This is a genomic window from Comamonas testosteroni (genome assembly GCF_000761245.1).
GTDB classification, from domain to species: domain Bacteria; phylum Pseudomonadota; class Gammaproteobacteria; order Burkholderiales; family Burkholderiaceae_C; genus Comamonas; species Comamonas testosteroni_C.
This window is the reverse complement of record NZ_AWOR01000073.1, coordinates 1-17,673: the sequence shown is the minus strand read 5'-3', so window position 1 is coordinate 17,673 and position 17,673 is coordinate 1. Positions and strand designations below refer to the sequence as shown.

12 protein-coding genes and 1 tRNA gene are annotated in these 17,673 nt (G+C 60.1%); all 13 read right to left on the bottom strand.

Going from position 1 to position 17,673, the window contains the following annotated elements; translation table 11 throughout:
- Positions 1 to 114 precede the first annotated feature (114 nt).
- A complete protein-coding gene (locus tag P353_RS21890; RefSeq protein WP_034374524.1) occupies positions 115 to 780 on the bottom strand; it encodes a response regulator in 666 nt (221 codons plus the stop codon).
- 17 nt (positions 781 to 797) lie between these two features.
- Positions 798 to 3,140 (bottom strand): sensor histidine kinase, encoded by a 2,343-nt coding sequence (locus P353_RS21885; RefSeq protein ID WP_034374522.1) that lies wholly within the window; start codon positions 3,138 to 3,140, stop codon positions 798 to 800.
- Positions 3,140 to 3,709, bottom strand: coding sequence for a DUF4390 domain-containing protein (locus tag P353_RS21880; protein ID WP_034374529.1), 570 nt, complete (start codon positions 3,707 to 3,709; stop codon positions 3,140 to 3,142). Before P353_RS21880 ends, P353_RS21885 begins: the two co-directional genes overlap by 1 nt.
- Positions 3,710 to 3,752: 43 nt before the next feature.
- A complete protein-coding gene (rsmB, locus tag P353_RS21875; RefSeq protein WP_034374520.1) occupies positions 3,753 to 5,138 on the bottom strand; it encodes a 16S rRNA (cytosine(967)-C(5))-methyltransferase RsmB in 1,386 nt (461 codons plus the stop codon).
- Positions 5,139 to 5,344: 206 nt separating this feature from the next.
- Positions 5,345 to 9,568: a DNA-directed RNA polymerase subunit beta' gene (gene rpoC, locus P353_RS21870; RefSeq protein ID WP_034374518.1), complete on the bottom strand. Its 4,224-nt coding sequence runs from the start codon at positions 9,566 to 9,568 to the stop codon at positions 5,345 to 5,347.
- A 121-nt stretch (positions 9,569 to 9,689) separates the two neighbouring features.
- On the bottom strand, positions 9,690 to 13,802 hold the full coding sequence (gene rpoB, locus P353_RS21865) for a DNA-directed RNA polymerase subunit beta (protein ID WP_034374527.1): 4,113 nt from the start codon (positions 13,800 to 13,802) through the stop codon (positions 9,690 to 9,692).
- A 274-nt stretch (positions 13,803 to 14,076) separates the two neighbouring features.
- On the bottom strand, positions 14,077 to 14,454 hold the full coding sequence (rplL, locus tag P353_RS21860; protein ID WP_034374514.1) for a 50S ribosomal protein L7/L12: 378 nt from the start codon (positions 14,452 to 14,454) through the stop codon (positions 14,077 to 14,079).
- Positions 14,455 to 14,490: 36 nt separating this feature from the next.
- Complete coding sequence (rplJ, locus tag P353_RS21855) at positions 14,491 to 15,015, bottom strand: 50S ribosomal protein L10 (RefSeq protein WP_034374512.1); 525 nt, start codon at positions 15,013 to 15,015, stop codon at positions 14,491 to 14,493.
- Between the two features lie 227 nt (positions 15,016 to 15,242).
- Positions 15,243 to 15,938 carry a 50S ribosomal protein L1 gene (gene rplA, locus P353_RS21850; RefSeq protein WP_003065693.1) on the bottom strand — a complete coding sequence of 232 codons (696 nt, stop codon included), beginning with the start codon at positions 15,936 to 15,938 and terminating at the stop codon, positions 15,243 to 15,245.
- A complete protein-coding gene (gene rplK, locus P353_RS21845; RefSeq protein ID WP_003059339.1) occupies positions 15,939 to 16,370 on the bottom strand; it encodes a 50S ribosomal protein L11 in 432 nt (143 codons plus the stop codon).
- Between the two features lie 125 nt (positions 16,371 to 16,495).
- Positions 16,496 to 17,083, bottom strand: a complete 588-nt coding sequence (nusG, locus tag P353_RS21840; RefSeq protein WP_003065695.1) for a transcription termination/antitermination protein NusG — start codon at positions 17,081 to 17,083, stop codon at positions 16,496 to 16,498.
- Positions 17,083 to 17,466, bottom strand: coding sequence for a preprotein translocase subunit SecE (secE, locus tag P353_RS21835; RefSeq protein WP_034374509.1), 384 nt, complete (start codon positions 17,464 to 17,466; stop codon positions 17,083 to 17,085). Before secE ends, nusG begins: the two co-directional genes overlap by 1 nt.
- Before the next feature lie 87 nt (positions 17,467 to 17,553).
- Positions 17,554 to 17,629: transfer RNA gene (locus P353_RS21830), tRNA-Trp, on the bottom strand.
- Between the last annotated feature and the right edge of the window lie 44 nt (positions 17,630 to 17,673).

Genomic DNA, 17,673 nt, shown 5'->3' with positions numbered 1-17,673 from the left:
TCTGCTCTACCGACTGAGCTACCGGGCCTTTTTCTTCGGCACCCTTGAGTGCTGAAGCCACGATTATAGGCACACTTTTCGAGCCCAAATCGAAAACTGAGATTTTTTTGGAAATTATCCGCGGCGATTGCGTCCGAGATCCACGCCCAGCTGACGCAGCTTGCGGTACAGATGGGTGCGCTCAAGGCCGGTCTTCTCGGCCACGCGCGTCATGGAGCCGCCTTCGCGGGCCAGGTGGAATTCGAAATAGGCTTTTTCAAAGCCGTCGCGCGCCTCGCGCAAGGGACGGTCAAGATCGAAGCCCTGGTGCGAATTGGGCAGATTGTCTTCCGCCGCCTGGGCCGTGATGCTGACCACGGCCGATGGAGCCGTGCCGTTGCTGGCATGCGATGCGGTTTCCGATCCCTGGCTGGCCGTGCTGCGCGCCAGCCCCTGCTCCACCGCCTTGAGCAGTTTTTGCATGGTGATGGGCTTTTCGAGGAATGACAGTGCACCGATGCGCGTTGCCTCGACGGCCGTTTCGATGGTCGCATGACCGCTCATCATGATGACGGGCATGGTGAGCTGACCGGCCGTCGCCCACTCCTTGAGCAGGGTGACGCCGTCGGTGTCCGGCATCCAGATGTCCAGCAGCACCAGATCGTAGTTGTTGGTCGCCCTGGATACGCGTGCCTGCGTGGCGTTCTCCGCCACGTCCACACTATGACCTTCGTCGTTGAGGATTTCCGACAACAAATCCCGGATCCCCAGTTCGTCGTCGACCACTAGTATGTTTGCCATGTGTCTAAAGCCTGTTGCTATGCCTTGTGCGAAACGGGATCAGCCGCCCCCGCACGGTCGTTAGGTACAAATGATAGCGACACTCTCGCGCCTTGCACTACCCCGTCTTCCTCTCGATTACCCAGGTCCACTCTTGCGCCATGCTCGTCGGCGATTTTTTTGACCACAGCCAAGCCCAGGCCGGTGCCGCGGGACTTGGTGGTCACATAGGGCTCGAAGGCTCTTTGAAGAATATTGGGAGCAAAACCTGTGCCACTGTCGCTGATGCTCAGGCGCACACGCTGGGCCGTGTCCATCCAGCGGGTTTCGATGGTGACGGATCCTGGAGTCTGCCCTGTTTCCTGCGCTCTTTGCGCCGTGGAATCTTGCGCATTTTGCAAAAGATTGTGGATGACCTGACGCAATTGCTGGCTATCGCCCTGAATCAACGGGCAGGCTTCGTCAAGCGATGCCTCCACACGCACCGACGCATTCTCTTCACCATAGAGCTGCAGCACCTCCGCGACCAGTGCATTCAGATCCAGCGCTTGCAGATTAGCAGCCGGCAAACGTGCGTATTCGCGAAACTCATCGACCAGACGCTTCATGGCCCCCACCTGATCGACGATAGTCTTCACGGATTTGGCCAGCAGCGCCTGCTCCGCAGGCTGCAGCTTGTCGGTCAGCTTCATGGCCAGACGTTCGGCAGACAGCTGAATCGGCGTCAGCGGATTCTTGATCTCATGCGCCACGCGGCGCGCCACCTCGCCCCAGGCCTGTGCACGCTGGGCCGAGACGATTTCCGAGATATCGTCAAACACCAGCAGACGCTGGTCCTCGGGCAGCTCCGCACCTCGCATGACCAGGCTGGTGGTGTTGTGCACCACATCGCCGTTGCCATTGCCGGCATCCAGCTCATAGACCTGCTGCCAGCGGTCCCGCCCCTGCTGGGCCGAAGCATCGCCCAGGAAAATCTCGAACTGCTCCTGCACTACGCGCGCAAAGTCCTGCAGGCCCGAGACATCGCGCAGGCGCTTGCCCTGGAATACCGCCATGGGCGCACGCAGAATGCGTGTCGCGCCAGGGTTGCTGAGCACGATGCGTCCGGCGCGATCGAGCACGATGACGCCCGAGGTGAGGTTGTCCAGAATGGTCTGCAGATTGCTGCGCGCCGCGTCGAGCTGCAGCAGATTGCGGTTGGCGTCCGAGCGTGCGTCGGCCAGTTGCTGGGTCATGACGGCAAAGGAGCGCGTCAGCCCGCCAATCTCGTCCTTGCTCTGCAGCGCGGGCTTGGGGCGCAGATCGCCACGCGCCACATCGCGCATGCCCTGGGCCAGCAGCAGCAGCGGCTTGGCCAGCTGGTTGCCCAGTACCACGGCCAGCACCACAGCGCCGAACACGGCCAGAAACAGCGCCAGCGTCAGAGTGCCGATATACATGCGCTGCAATCCACCGCGAGCAAGTGCTCGCTCCTGGTACTCGCGATTGGCCTCCTGCACGGCCAGGGCATTGCTGACCAGGGCTTGCGGCAGGGGAATCGTGGCCTGCAGATAACGCGCTTCTTCGAGCAGATTCACGGCCGAGCTTGGCACCAGTGCCAGTGTGCGCACCTTGGCGTTGGCCGCAGCCTGATCGGCAGGTACATCGCCGACATCATCCAGACCTTCGATGCTGGCCACGGCACGCTGACCGCCCTGCTCCTTCAAGCTTCGCAGCAGCTGGGTGTTGGGTCGCTCCGGCGCCAGGCTGAACTGAGACTGACCGGCACTGGCAATGGCCTTGCCCGATGCATTCCAGAGCACCACATCGGAGGCACCGATCTGATCGCGGATACGCTCGAGCATTAGCGCCGCCCCTGCATCCGAAGTCTGAGAGAGCTGAAGGCCTGCCGTGCGCGTGTTGTTGGCCATGTCATTGGCCACGGTGTCCAGCGTGGCACTGGCCAGGCTCACGCCGGCGGACAGCGCCCCTTCGACCTTGACGTCGAACCAGCTCTCGATGGAGCGTGAGACGAACTGGTAGGACACCACATAGATCAACAAGCCCGGCAGCAAACCCACCAAGGTGAAGATGCCCGCCAGCTTGAGCAGCAGCTTGCTGCCAAAACGCCCGCGCCTGAGCCGCAGAGCCAGGCGCAAACCGCCCCAGAACAGCACCAGCAGCAGCAATCCGGCCACCACCACATTGGCGGCAAACAGCCAGTTGTAGTTGCGCTCGTAGGCCAGCCGGTTATTCGTGGCCAGGGTCAGCAGGAACAGCAGCAAAACCCCCACCACCACCATAAGCGCCACGCCCGTGCCCACGGCCCAGCGCGTGGCGCGCGACCAGCGTGTGGCAGAGGAGCCGCTGGCTTCGCCATCCGGGAGCTTGATGTCAGCCATCAGGGAGCGGCCTCCAGCGTCTGCGTGCGCGACATCTGCAGATTCCAGCCCGAGCGCCCCAGCGCCCCAATCTGTAAAGGTCTGGGCAGGGACGACAGATCTACGCGAAAGCGCAGTTGCACCGAGACGCCGGAGGTGGAGCTTAGCTGGCCGGACTCCAGAATCTTCCAGCGGTAAATGCGTTGAATGGCTGCGATGGCATCCTCTAGTTGCTCATAGGACTGGCCCAGCGCCAGTCCGGTGCCGCTGCCGCCGGTGAAGGCGGAATTGGAGATATGCAAACGCCAGCGCTTGGTCAGCGGCTGGTGCGTAATGCGGTAATAGCGGGTGGCGACACCCAATTGCTGATCGGACCAGTACCAGCGCTCGCGCTGCACCTGAGCCTCGGCAATGAAATACATGGGAATGCCCTGACGCAGGGCATCTTCCACCTGGCCGGGCAACTCGAACTGCAGATTGGCCGAGAGAAACACTCCCTCGTCGGTACGCGTGACCTGCATGGAGCTGATATCCGGCGGCACGGTATCGGCCCGGGCCAGCACGAAAACCAGGGACAGCGCCAGCACCAGCGAAGCTGCGCGGGCCGCACGCCACAAGGCCCCCGCTACAGCGTTAGCGCAATTTTTCCAGCAGAGCGTAAAAAAAGCCGTCGTGGTCACCCAGGAGATTGTCTGCCACGGAATCGTGTTTGGCAGCTTTGCCGGGAATTAAATGACCCGGAGCAGGCAAGCTGGCCGCCGTAGTGTTGCGTGCAAGAAACGCTTGCATCTGGGCATCGCCCTCGGCCTTGAAGACCGAGCAGGTGCAATAGACCATGCGGCCACCGGGCTGCAGCAGCGGCCACAGGGTATCGAGCAGCCTGGACTGGATGTCTGCCAGCTGGGCCACATCGCTCTCACGGCGCAGCCAGCGCACATCGGGCTGGCGACGCACAATGCCCGATGCCGTGCAAGGCGCATCGAGCAAGATCGCATCGAAGGGTTGACCGCCACACTGCGATTCGAACCACGCCTGGGGCGCGGACGCATCGGCCACCAGCACTTTGGCCTTCAGGCCCAGGCGTGACAGGGTTTCATCGATGCGGCGAGCCCGCTCGGGGTCGATCTCCAGGGCCGTGACTTCGATGCTGCCGGGCGCAGCGCGCTCAAGCAGATGAGCGGTCTTGCCGCCGGGCGCCGCACAGGCATCCAGCACGCGCAGCGGGCGCCCCTGGGGCTGGGACAAGCCAGCCAGCAGCAGTGGGGCCGCGGCCTGCGCTGCACCGTCCTGCACCGAGGCCCAGCCCTCTTCAAAATGCGGCAGCTCCTGCACGGGCACGGCCTGCTCCAGCTGCAGACCACACTCGGCGACAGCTGTCGCCTTCAGGTTCATCGCCTGCAGCGCATTCAGATACTGGGCTGCAGTGCTTTTCTGGGCATTGACGCGCAGCGTCATGGGCGGCTGGGCATTGTTGGCCGACAGAATGGCCTGCCAATCCTGGGGATGGTCTTTCCTGAGCCGGGCAATCCACCAGGCAGGGTGATTCCAGACGGCCACGGGATCGTTGTCGGTGGCGCTCACCAGGGCATCGCGCTCGCGCAGAAAGCGGCGCAGGCAGGCATTGATGAAGCCGGACTGCGCGCGTGCCGCACCGTTCTTGGCGGCTTCCACCGCCTGGTTGACCAGGGTGAAGGGCGGATAAGGGGCTTGCGCCTCATCCCAGGCCAGAGCCAGCGCTGTGCTCAGCAGGGCACTGACCTTGGGCGCCGGTGCGCGCGGCGCCAGCTGCCTTTGCAGCGCCTGGGCACGCCCCAGATTGCGCAGCACCTGGAACAGCAAGGCCTGCACTCCCGGACGCAAGCGCTGCGGCACCTGTGCCAGCACAGCCTTGCTGGACTGGCCACCCAGGATGCCGTGCAAGGCCTTGGCCACTGCATCCAGCTGTTGCCACAGGGCAGGAGCGTTGGGCACGGCAGCACCAGCAGCGGCGTTCTTGGGTTGGGAAGGCTTGGAAGTCATGAAGGGCAGACCTGAAAAACTTGTAAAACTGACGCAGACAGGAAGGCACAGCAGGCATGTCCAGCGACAAGCGCCATGCTGGGTCCGAACTTGCGCAAGTCGTGTCTTGATCAATGAAAAACGCTCCCGTCTGCACAAGGCAGAGCGGGAGCGCGGTGCATCAGCAGCGAACCGCAGCCGTTGCCGGCTGCGGCCCAGAGCCATGCTTAGTTGGCAGAGGCGTCGCCAGCAGGTGCTTCGACGTCATCAGCCAGCACGCCGGCCAGCTCGGCTTCTTCGGCTTCGGCGATGGCGCGACGCTCGGCATCGTCCATTTCGTCCTTGGCCTTGCGAGCCTGGTGATAGGCCAGACCGGTACCGGCGGGGATCAGACGACCCACGATCACGTTTTCCTTCAGGCCACGCAGTTCGTCGCGCTTGCCCATGATGGCAGCTTCGGTCAGAACACGGGTGGTTTCCTGGAAGGAAGCCGCAGAGATGAACGAGTCGGTCGACAGCGAAGCCTTGGTAATACCCAGCAGCACGTTGGAGTACGTGGCAGGCAGCTTGCCTTCCTTCTGCATCTGTTCGTTGGTGTTGAGCACCTCGGAACGCTCGACCTGTTCACCCTGGATGTAGGTGGTATCGCCAGAGTTCTCGATGATCACGCGACGCAGCATCTGACGCACGATCACTTCGATGTGCTTGTCGTTGATCTTCACACCCTGCAGGCGGTAAACGTCCTGCACCTCGTCCACGATGTAGCGCGACAGCTCTTCGATACCCAGCAGACGCAGGATGTCTTGAGGATCGGCAGGACCGTCAACGATGGACTCGCCCTTGTTCACCACCTGGCCTTCGTGGACCAGAATGTTGCGCTCCTTGGGCACCAGCTCTTCCCAGACCTTGCCTTCCAGATCGGTGATCTGCAGGCGGATCTTGCCCTTGGTTTCCTTGCCGAAGGACACGGTACCGGTCATCTCGGCCAGAGTGCCCTTGTCCTTGGGCGTACGGGCTTCGAACAGTTCGGCCACACGTGGCAGACCACCGGTAATGTCGCGGGTCTTCTGACCTTCCACAGGGATACGGGCCAGCACTTCGCCGGGGCCCACGTCCTGGCCGTCGCGCACCTGGATCAGGGCGCCGACCTGGAAGCCGATCGTCACGGCATGGTCGGTACCAGGGATCTTGACTTCCTGGTTGTTGGCGTCGATCAGCTTGACCTGGGGACGCACCACCTTGGCAGAGCCACGACGCTTGGGGTCGATCACCACCAGAGTGGACAGACCGGTCACTTCGTCGACCTGCTTGGCAACCGTCAGACCTTCTTCCACATTCTCGAAACGCACTTGACCGGCGTATTCGGTAATGATGGGTCGGGTCAGCGGATCCCAGTTCGCCAGGATCTTGCCGGCCTTGATGGCTTCGTCGGGCTTGATGGTCAGCACGGCGCCGTAAGGCACCTTGTGACGCTCGCGCTCGCGGCCGTTTTCGCTGATCACGATCTCGCCGGAACGCGAAATCACCACCAGCTCGCCCTTGGTGTTGGACACATAGCGCATCGTGCTGTTGAAGCCGATCACGCCATTGGACTTGGCTTCCACGCTCGAGGCGATGGCAGCGCGCGAAGCGGCACCACCGATGTGGAAGGTACGCATGGTCAGCTGCGTGCCGGGTTCACCGATGGACTGGGCTGCGATCACACCCACGGCTTCGCCGAGGTTGATCAGGCCGCCACGACCCAGGTCGCGACCGTAGCAGGTGGCGCACAGGCCGAAACGGGTTTCGCAGGTCAGAGCCGTACGCACCTTGATTTCGTCCACGCCCTGGGCTTCCAGCTCTTCGATGGTGTCTTCGTCGAGCAGGGTACCGGCAGGCACCAGCACAGCACGGGTTTCGGGGTGCAGCACTTCTTCGGCGGTCGAACGGCCCAGCACGCGGTCGCGCAGGGATTCGATCACTTCACCGCCTTCGACGATGGCGCGCATCAGATAGCCGTTGGAGGTACCGCAATCCTGTTCGTTCACGACCAGATCCTGCGTCACGTCCACCAGACGACGAGTCAGGTAACCGGAGTTAGCCGTCTTCAGCGCCGTGTCGGCCAGACCTTTACGGGCACCGTGGGTCGAGATGAAGTACTGCAGCACGTTGAGGCCTTCGCGGAAGTTCGCGGTGATAGGCGTCTCAATGATGGAGCCGTCAGGCTTGGCCATCAGACCACGCATACCGGCCAGCTGACGAATCTGCGCTGCGGAGCCGCGGGCGCCGGAGTCGGCCATCATGTAAATCGCGTTGAACGATTCCTGATCGACTTCGTTGCCGTGACGGTCGGTGGTCTTCTGGACCTTGAGCTGGTCCATCATCACCTTGGACACGTCGTCACCGGCCTTGCCCCAGATGTCCACCACCTTGTTGTAGCGCTCGCCGGAGGTCACCAGACCCGAGACGTACTGCTGCTCGATTTCCTTCACTTCGGACTCTGCGCGGGCCAGGATGTCGGCCTTTTGCGGAGGCACCAGCATGTCGTCGATGGAGATCGAGATACCGGCGTGCGTGGACAGACGGAAACCGTTTTGCAGCAGCTTGTCAGCAAACACGACCGTGGCCTTCAGACCGCACTTGCGGAAGGAGGCGTTGATCAGCTTGGAGATTTCCTTCTTCTTCAGCGCCTTGTTCATGTTGCTGAAAGCCAGGCCCTTGGGCAGGATTTCAGACAGCAGGGCACGGCCCACGGTGGTTTCCACGAGCGAGGTCACGGGCTCGAATTCGCCGGTGTCCTTGTTCTTGTTCCACTCGGTCAGGCGCACGCTGATCTTGGCGTGCAGTTCGGTCTCGCCGGCATCCAGAGCGCGTTGCAGCTCCATCAGGTCGGCAAACACCATGCCTTCGCCCTTGCCGTTGATCTTTTCACGCGTGGCGTGATACAGACCCAGCACCACGTCCTGGGAAGGAACGATGGAGGGTTCGCCCGAAGCGGGGAACAGCACGTTGTTCGAGGCCAGCATCAGCACGCGGGCTTCCATCTGCGCTTCCACAGACAGGGGCACATGAACGGCCATCTGGTCACCGTCGAAGTCGGCGTTGAAGGCCGCGCAGACCAGCGGGTGCAGTTGCAGGGCCTTGCCTTCGATCAGGATGGGCTCGAAAGCCTGGATACCCAGACGGTGCAGCGTAGGCGCACGGTTGAGCATGATGGGGTGTTCCTTGATGACTTCTTCAAGGATGTCCCACACCACGGGCGTACCGGCTTCCACTTCCTTCTTGGCAGCCTTGATGGTCGTGGCGATGCCGCGCTGCTCGAGCTGCGCGAAGATGAAGGGCTTGAACAGCTCCAGCGCCATCAGCTTGGGCAGACCGCACTGGTGCAGCTTGAGGTAAGGACCCACGGTAATCACGGAACGACCGGAGTAGTCCACGCGCTTGCCCAGCAAGTTCTGACGGAAACGACCGCTCTTGCCCTTGATCATGTCGGCCAGCGACTTCAGGGCACGCTTGTTGGCGCCCGTCATGGCCTTGCCGCGACGGCCGTTGTCCAGCAGCGAGTCCACCGCTTCCTGCAGCATGCGCTTTTCATTGCGAGCAATGATTTCAGGAGCCTTCAGCTCCAGCAGGCGGCGCAGACGCGAGTTGCGGTTGATGACGCGGCGGTACAGGTCGTTCAGGTCGGAAGTGGCGAAACGGCCACCGTCCAGAGGCACCAGAGGACGCAGATCGGGAGGCAGCACGGGCAGCACTTCCATCACCATCCACTCGGGCTTGATGCCGGACTTCTTGAACGCTTCCAGCAACTTCAGGCGCTTGGCGTTCTTCTTGACCTTGACTTCGGAGCCGGTCAGATCGTTGCGCAGGCGCTCGATCTCGACGTCGATGTCGATGCCTTCGAGCAGGTCCTTGATGCCTTCAGCGCCCATCTTGGCGGTGAACTCATCGTAGCCGTACTCGAGTTGTTTGGCGTCGTAGTCGTCCTCGGTCATGATGCTGAACTTCTTCAGCGGAGTCATGCCGGGGTCGGTCACCACATAGGCTTCGAAGTACAGCACGCGCTCGATGTCGCGCAGCGTCATGTCCAGCACCAGGCCCAGGCGCGAAGGCAGGGACTTCAGGAACCAGATGTGAGCGCAAGGCGCGGCCAGGTCGATGTGACCCATGCGTTCGCGACGCACCTTGGTCTGTGTGACTTCAACGCCGCACTTCTCGCAGATCACACCGCGGTGCTTGAGGCGCTTGTACTTGCCGCACAGGCATTCGTAGTCCTTGATCGGGCCAAAGATCTTGGCGCAGAACAGACCATCACGCTCGGGCTTGAAAGTACGGTAGTTGATCGTTTCAGGCTTCTTCACTTCACCGAAAGACCAGGAACGGATCTTCTCGGGCGAGGCCAGGCCGATCTTGATGGCATCGAAATGCTCATCAGGCGTAAATTGCTTGAACAGGTCGAGTAGCGATTTCATGTAACTCTTTCCTTTTCGTCAAAAATCATTGCAGCCACCGCTGGATTTGCCTTGGTTTCAGCAACGAACCAAGCGCAAATCCTTTGTATTAAAGCGGTTGCAGCTCTCTGTTTAATAGTGCTTAAGAACGTTCGAGCTCGATGTCCAAGCCCAGAGAGCGGATTTCCTTGACCAGCACGTTGAACGATTCGGGCATGCCCGCTTCGATCGAGTGCTCGCCCTTGACGATGGACTCGTACACCTTGGTACGACCGACCACGTCGTCGGACTTCACAGTCAGCATTTCCTGCAGCACATAGGCGGCGCCGTAAGCTTCCAGCGCCCACACTTCCATTTCACCGAAACGCTGACCACCGAACTGGGCCTTACCGCCCAGAGGCTGTTGCGTCACCAGCGAGTAAGGACCGGTGGAGCGGGCATGCATCTTGTCGTCAACCAAGTGGTGCAGCTTCAGGTAGTGCATATAGCCCACGGTGGTCGGACGCTCGAAGCGCTCGCCGGTGCGGCCGTCATACAGATAAGCCTGAGTGCGTGTCTCGGTCAGACCCTTGGCGGCAGCGATGTCGTCAGGGTAGGCCAGCTTCAGCATGTCCTTGATTTCGGCTTCGGAAGCACCGTCGAACACCGGCGTTGCGAATGGCACGCCCGTGGTCAGCTCCTTGGCCATGGACATGACTTCGCCGTCGTCCAGCTGAGACAGCTCTTCCTTGCGACCGCTGCGGTTGTAGATCTCTTCCAGGAAGGCACGCACTTCAGCAGCACGGGCTTCCTTTTGCAGCATGTCGCCGATGCGCTGGCCCAGACCCTTGCCGGCCCAGCCCAAGTGCACTTCCAGCACCTGACCGATGTTCATACGCGAAGGCACGCCCAGCGGGTTCAGCACGATGTCGGCGGTGGAGCCATCAGCCAGGAAAGGCATGTCTTCCACAGGAGTGATCTTGGAGACCACACCCTTGTTGCCGTGACGGCCGGCCATCTTGTCGCCGGGCTGCAGACGACGCTTGACGGCCAGGTAGACCTTGACCATCTTCAGCACGCCGGCAGGCAGCTCGTCGCCCTGGGTGAGCTTCTTGCGCTTTTCCTCGAACGCCAGGTCGAAGGTGTGACGCTGCTGCTCGATGGAGTTCTTGATGGACTCCAGCTGAGCGGCCACTTCATCTTCGGCAGGGCGAATGTCGAACCAGTGGAACTTCTCCACGCCGTCCAGATAGGCCTTGTCGATCTTGGCGCCCTTGGACAGTTTCTGAGGACCACCGTTGGCCACGCGGCCGGTCAGCAGCTTCTCGATACGGTCGAACGCGTCGGCTTCCACAATGCGCAGCTGATCGTTCAGGTCCAGGCGGAAGCGCTTGAGTTCATCGTCGATGATCTGCTGGGCGCGCTTGTCGCGCTGGATGCCTTCACGCGTGAACACCTGCACGTCGATCACGGTGCCTTGCGAGCCCTGATCCACACGCAAGGAAGTGTCCTTCACGTCGGAAGCCTTCTCGCCGAAGATGGCGCGCAGCAGCTTCTCTTCAGGCGTCAGCGTGGTCTCGCCCTTGGGCGTGACCTTGCCCACCAGCACATCGCCGGGTTGCACTTCGGCGCCCACGTAGATGATGCCGGACTCGTCCAGGCGGTTCAGTTGCTGCTCGGACAGGTTGGGGATGTCGCGTGTGATTTCTTCGGCACCCAGCTTGGTGTCGCGAGCCATCACCACCAGCTCTTCGATGTGGATCGAGGTGTAGCGATCGTCAGCCACGATGCGCTCGTTGATCATCACCGAGTCTTCGTAGTTGTAGCCGTTCCAGGGCATGAACGCGATCAGCATGTTCTGGCCGATGGCGATTTCGCCCAGGTCGGTCGAAGCGCCGTCCGCCAGCACATCACCCTTGGCCAGCTTGTCGCCACGGCTGACGATGGGGCGCTGGTGGATGTTGGTGTTCTGGTTGGAACGCTGGTACTTGATCAGGTTGTAGATGTCCACGCCGACTTCACCGGCCACGGCTTCGTCGTCGTTCACACGGATCACGATGCGGGTGGCGTCGACATAGTCCACGATACCGCCGCGCTTGGCGGTGACCACGGTGCCGGAGTCCACGGCGGCAACGCGCTCGATGCCGGTACCGACCATGGGCTTTTCAGGACGCAGCACGGGCACGGCCTGACGCGACATGTTGGCGCCCATCAAGGCACGGTTCGCATCGTCGTGTTCCAGGAAGGGAATCAGCGAGGCGGCCACGGACACGATCTGCGCAGGCGACACGTCCATGTACTGCACGCGCTCGGCCGACACCAGGGTCGATTCACCGGCTTCACGGGCCGACACCAGCTCGCCCACCAGATTGCCTGCGGCATCCAGATCGGCGTTGGCCTGGGCGATCACGTACTTGCCTTCTTCGATGGCCGACAGGTAGTCGATGTCCATCGTCACCTTGCCGTCCACCACGCGACGGTACGGGGTTTCGATGAAACCGTACTCGTTGAGGCGGGCGTACAGAGCCAGCGAGTTGATCAGACCGATGTTGGGGCCTTCAGGCGTTTCGATAGGGCAGACGCGACCGTAGTGGGTCACGTGCACGTCACGCACTTCAAAGCCGGCACGTTCGCGAGTCAGACCGCCTGGGCCCAGGGCGGAAACACGACGCTTGTGCGTGATTTCTGCCAGAGGGTTGGTCTGGTCCATGAACTGCGACAGCTGCGAGGCACCGAAGAACTCCTTCAGAGCCGCAGAGATGGGCTTGGAGTTGATCAGGTCGTGAGGCATCAGAGGCTCTTGCTCGGCCTGACCCAGACGTTCCTTCACAGCCTTTTCGATACGAGCCAGACCGGTGCGGTACTGGTTTTCGGCCAGTTCGCCCACGCAACGCACGCGGCGGTTGCCCAGGTGGTCAATGTCGTCGACTTCGCCACGGCCATTGCGCAGGTCCACCAGGATCTTGACCACAGCCAGGATGTCTTCGTTGGACAGCACCATCGGACCGGTCGCGCCTTCGCGGCCGATCTTGGCGTTGAACTTCATACGGCCCACGCGCGACAGATCATAGGTGTCGGCGTTGTAGAACAGGCGCTGGAACAGGGCCTGCACGGCGTCCTCGGTAGGAGGCTCGCCAGGACGCATCATGCGGTAGATGGCAACGCGGGCAGCGAACTCGTCCACGGTTTCATCGGTGCGCAGGGTCTGCGAGATGTAGGCGCCTTGGTCCAGTTCGTTGGTGTAGATGCACTGAACGTCCTGCACACCGGCGCTGCGCAGCTTCTTGAGCAGGGCTTCGGTCAGCTCTTCGTTGGCCTTGGCGATGATTTCGCCGGTATCGGGATCAACGATGTTCTTGGCCAGCACACGACCCAGCAGGAAGTCTTCAGGCACGCTGACGAACTTGGTGCCGGACTGCTCCAGCTCGCGGGTGTGGCGAGCGGTGATGCGCTTGTCCTTGGCGACCACAACCTTGCCGGACTTGTCGGTGATGTCGAAACGCGCAACTTCGCCCTTCAGGCGATCGGCCACGAATTCCATCTGGGCACCACTGTCCATCAGGCGGAAGTTGTCGTTCACGAAGAACGTTGCCAGGATGGTCTCGGGCGTCATGCCGATGGCCTTCAGCAGGATCGACACAGGCATCTTGCGGCGACGGTCGACGCGGAAGTACAGCAGATCCTTGGGGTCGAACTCGAAGTCCAGCCAGGAGCCGCGGTAAGGAATGATGCGAGCCGAGAACAGCAGCTTGCCCGAGCTATGGGTCTTGCCCTTGTCATGCTCGAAGAACACGCCAGGCGAACGGTGCAGCTGAGACACGATCACGCGCTCGGTACCGTTGATGATGAACGAACCCTTGTCGGTCATCAGGGGCACTTCGCCCATGTAGACCTCTTGTTCCTTCACTTCCTTGACCACCTTGGACTGAGCCGTGGAGGACTCGCGGTCATAGATGATCAGTTGAACCTTGGCGCGGACAGCGGAGGCGAAGGTCAGACCACGGGTCTGGCATTCACGCACGTCGAAAGCGGGCTTGGCGAGGTTGTACTCGACAAACTTCATCTCCACAAAACCATTGTGGGAGACGATGGGGAAGGCGGAATTGAAGGCCGCTTGCAGGCCATCAATGGTACGTTTTTTGGGGGCTACATCTGCCTGCAGGAATGCTGTATAGGCATCTTTTTGCATCTGCAGCAGATAAGGCACTTCGAGCACGCTATCGCGGCTCCCGAAGCTTTTGCGGATTCGCTTGCGTTCGGTATAAGAATAGGCCATGAGATCTCCGGGCAAAGACATGAGTCCTGGGTCTGCGACGACTGCCCCACAGGGTTCTCCTGCGGGCTTGGCGGTTGGCCACTACCAACCATGGCTGACGGCGATGCGTTGCACATCGCCCGAACCAAGGCATCTTCTGCTGTCGGATTGTCAGAAGACACTAAAAAGCAGACTCCCTAGGAAACCTGCTTTCTGGTGTGTTCTTTCAGCGCGTTCCACAAGCGCCAAAGGCTGGAGACCCTTTTACGAGTCTCCAGCCCTTGATTTCACTGAATTACTTCAGTTCAGCCTTAGCACCGGCTTCAACCAGCTTCTTCACAGCGGCTTCAGCGTCAGCCTTGGGAGCTGCTTCCTTCACGGTCTTGGGAGCGCCGTCGACCAGATCCTTGGCTTCCTTCAGACCCAGGCCGGTGATTTCGCGCACAGCCTTAATCACGGACACCTTGTTAGCGCCAGCTTCGGTCAGAACGACGTTGAACTCGGTCTTTTCTTCAACGGCAGCAGCGCCACCAGCAGCGCCGCCAGCAGCGGGAGCAGCCATAGCAGCGGCGGACACGCCAAACTTCTCTTCAATAGCCTTGACCAGGTCGTTCAGTTCCAGAACAGTCATGCTGTCCAGGGCGGTCAGGAATGCGTCTTTATCGAATGCCATTTTGATTTCCTAAAATTGGTTGGTTTTGCCGAGCACTCAGGCTGCGGCTGTTTCTGTTGCCGCTTCGGCAGAGCCTTCGCCCTTCTTGGCCGCCAGAGCGCCCAGCACAACGGCTGTACGCGAGATAGGCGACATGAGCAAGCCGCACACTTGTGCGAGCAGTACTTCCTTGGAGGGGATGTTTGCCAGTTGCTTAACGCCGTCGATGTCCAGGGCCTTGCCTCCGAACGCACCACCACGAATCACCAACTTGTCGTTGGTCTTCGCGAAGTCGGCCACCACCTTGGCGGCAGCCACTGCGTCTTCAGAGAAGCCATAGATCAGGGGACCAGTCATCTGGTCAGCCACCACGTCAAACGCGCTACCGGCAACAGCACGGCGGGCCAGGGTGTTCTTCAACACGCTCAGGCTCACACCCTTGCTGCGAGCATCGGCACGCAGTTTGGTCATGTCGGCGACCGTGATGCCACGGTATTCCGCGATCACAAGCGTTTGAGCTTTAGCGGCGAGGCTGGTCACTTCGTTGATGACCGCTTCTTTCTCACTGCGATTAAGACTCAAGGTCTACTCCTTCAAATGCATATGCAAGGCAAGCCCTGCATACACGCTCTTGTTGCAGCGACCAACTGTTTAGGAAAAATTTCCATCTGCAGCGGGATCGCCATCTGCGTTGGCCTTCGTGATTAAGTGATCAAATCACACCAACGGTCTTGGATGACCTGCAGGAGCAACAACTCCCGCAGCCCACCACACCAGATGAGCAAAGCTCATCTGACGATTTCTAGCAATTACGCCGAGATGGATTGTGTATCGACGCGAACGCCCACACCCATGGTCGACGAAACAGCCACCTTGCGCAGGTACAGACCCTTGCTGGAAGCAGGCTTGGCCTTGTTCAGTGCATCGATCAGAGCAGCCAGGTTACCCTGCAGCTTGTCGGCATCGAACGAACGGCGACCGATCGTGCCGTGCACGATACCAGCCTTGTCCACGCGGAACTGCACTTGACCAGCCTTGGCGTTCTTCACGGCCGTAGCGACGTCAGGAGTCACGGTGCCAACCTTGGGGTTGGGCATCAGGCCGCGGGGGCCCAGGATCTGACCCAGCTGGCCCACAACGCGCATAGCGTCGGGAGCAGCGATCACCACGTCGAAGGGCATGTCGCCGGCCTTGACTTGAGCAGCCAGGTCGTCCATACCGACCACGTCAGCGCCGGCGGCCTTAGCTTCTTCAGCCTTGGCGCCTTGTGCGAACACAGCCACGCGAGCAGTCTTGCCGGTACCGTGAGGCAGCACCACGGCGCCACGCACCACTTGGTCCGACTTCTTGGCATCCACGCCCAGTTGCACGGCCACGTCGATGGATTCATCGAACTTGGCAGTTGCAGCTTCCTTCACCAGCGCCACGGCGTCAGCGAAAGAGTACAGCTTGTTGGAATCAACCTTGCCCTGGAGAGCTTTTTGCTTCTTGGTCAACTTGGCCATTTACACACCCTCCACGATCACGCCCATCGAACGGGCAGAACCAGCCAGCGTACGCACAGCAGCGTCAACGTCAGCGGCGTTCATGTCCTTCAGCTTGGTCTTGGCGATTTCTTCCAGCTGAGCACGTGTGATCTTGCCAACCTTGTTCTTCAGAGGATTGGAAGAGCCCTTGTCCAGCTTCACAGCCTTCTTGATCAGAACGGTTGCGGGAGGAGTCTTGATGACGAACGTGAAGCTCTTGTCAGCAAAAGCCGTGATCACCACGGGCAGAGGCAGGCCGGGCTCGACACCTTGGGTCTGGGCGTTGAACGCCTTGCAGAATTCCATGATGTTGAGGCCGCGCTGACCCAGCGCAGGACCAATGGGAGGAGAAGGATTGGCCTTACCAGCTGGCACTTGCAGCTTGATGAAGCCGACGATTTTTTTCGCCATGTTGAGCTCCTTACGGGTATAGCGCCATTTGCAAGGTCTGCAAACAGCTCCCCGAGGTTGCTGACTCTACAAAAAAGCTTCGCATCGAGTCAAAAAATGCGAAGCCCTAGATTCTATTGCGAATCTCAAGTTTTCTCAACTTGAGAGAATTCCAATTCCACAGGAGTCGCGCGGCCAAAGATGGTGACCGAGACGCGCAGACGGTTCTTTTCGTAGTTGACTTCCTCGACGGAGCCATTGAAGTCTGCGAACGGACCTTCCTTGACACGCACCATTTCACCGACCATGAACTCGACCTTGTGGCGGGGCTTTTCAGTGCCCTCCTGCATCTGATCGACGATCTTGCGAACTTCTTCTTCAGAAATGGGGGCAGGACGATTCTTGGCACCGCCAACGAAACCCGTCACCTTGCTGGTGTGCTTCACCAGGTGCCAGGTATCGTCATCCATCACCATTTCGACGAACACATAACCTGGGAACAGACGACGCTCTGTGGTGCGACGAGTGCCGTTGCGCATTTCCACAACTTCTTCGGAAGGCACCAGGATGCGGCCAAACTTGGACTGCATGTCCGAGCGGGCAATACGCTCCGCAATATTGCGCTCGACAGCCTTCTCCATACCCGAATAGGCATGGACGATATACCAGCGCAGATCGGGATTGGCGGGTCCCGCTGCTCCACCATTCACATCTGTTTCGACTGCATCAGCCATTACTTCCTCCAGCCCAAAATCAAGTCGTACAAGACCCATTCAAGCGTCTTATCGGTGAACCACAAGAACAAGGCCATCACCACCACAAACGCAAAGACATACAGTGTCATCTGCATGGTTTCTTTGCGGGTGGGCCAGACCACCTTCTTCACCTCACGCCAAGCATCACGAGCAAAGCCAATGAAGCGCTTGCCCAGCTCAGAAATCAGAAACACGCCAGCAGCCAGCACCAGGCCGACAATCAGAGTCGCCCACTGCACCAACGCACCTTGCTTGCTCAACAGATAAAAGCCAGCAATAGAAGCAACAACTAAAGCCGCAACAGCGGCTAATTTTGCTTTGTCAGCAGCAGAGCTGACTGTTTCAACCTGAGTAGTGGCCATATTTTGTTTCAAATGCACAAAAATGTGCAATTTCAAGACACAAAAGCCCGCCAAAGGCGGGCTCTTGTTGATTCCACCATTAAGAGGTGGCAGGGGCAGTAGGAATCGAACCTACAACCTTCGGTTTTGGAGACCGACGCTCTGCCAATTGAGCTATACCCCTACAAATCAATTATGCAATGATCGTGGCAACCACACCGGCGCCCA

What these genes read in the sequence shown, in the direction of transcription:
- secE (WP_034374509.1), bottom strand. Translation starts at nt 17,466, where the DNA reads ATGGCCACTACTCAGGTTGAAACAGTCAGCTCTGCTGCTGACAAAGCA.
- rsmB (WP_034374520.1), bottom strand. Translation starts at nt 5,138, where the DNA reads ATGACTTCCAAGCCTTCCCAACCCAAGAACGCCGCTGCTGGTGCTGCC.
- P353_RS21885 (WP_034374522.1), bottom strand. Translation starts at nt 3,140, where the DNA reads ATGGCTGACATCAAGCTCCCGGATGGCGAAGCCAGCGGCTCCTCTGCC.
- rpoC (WP_034374518.1), bottom strand. Translation starts at nt 9,568, where the DNA reads ATGAAATCGCTACTCGACCTGTTCAAGCAATTTACGCCTGATGAGCAT.
- rplL (WP_034374514.1), bottom strand. Translation starts at nt 14,454, where the DNA reads ATGGCATTCGATAAAGACGCATTCCTGACCGCCCTGGACAGCATGACT.
- P353_RS21890 (WP_034374524.1), bottom strand. Translation starts at nt 780, where the DNA reads ATGGCAAACATACTAGTGGTCGACGACGAACTGGGGATCCGGGATTTG.
- rpoB (WP_034374527.1), bottom strand. Translation starts at nt 13,802, where the DNA reads ATGGCCTATTCTTATACCGAACGCAAGCGAATCCGCAAAAGCTTCGGG.
- rplK (WP_003059339.1), bottom strand. Translation starts at nt 16,370, where the DNA reads ATGGCGAAAAAAATCGTCGGCTTCATCAAGCTGCAAGTGCCAGCTGGT.
- nusG (WP_003065695.1), bottom strand. Translation starts at nt 17,083, where the DNA reads ATGGCTGATGCAGTCGAAACAGATGTGAATGGTGGAGCAGCGGGACCC.
- rplA (WP_003065693.1), bottom strand. Translation starts at nt 15,938, where the DNA reads ATGGCCAAGTTGACCAAGAAGCAAAAAGCTCTCCAGGGCAAGGTTGAT.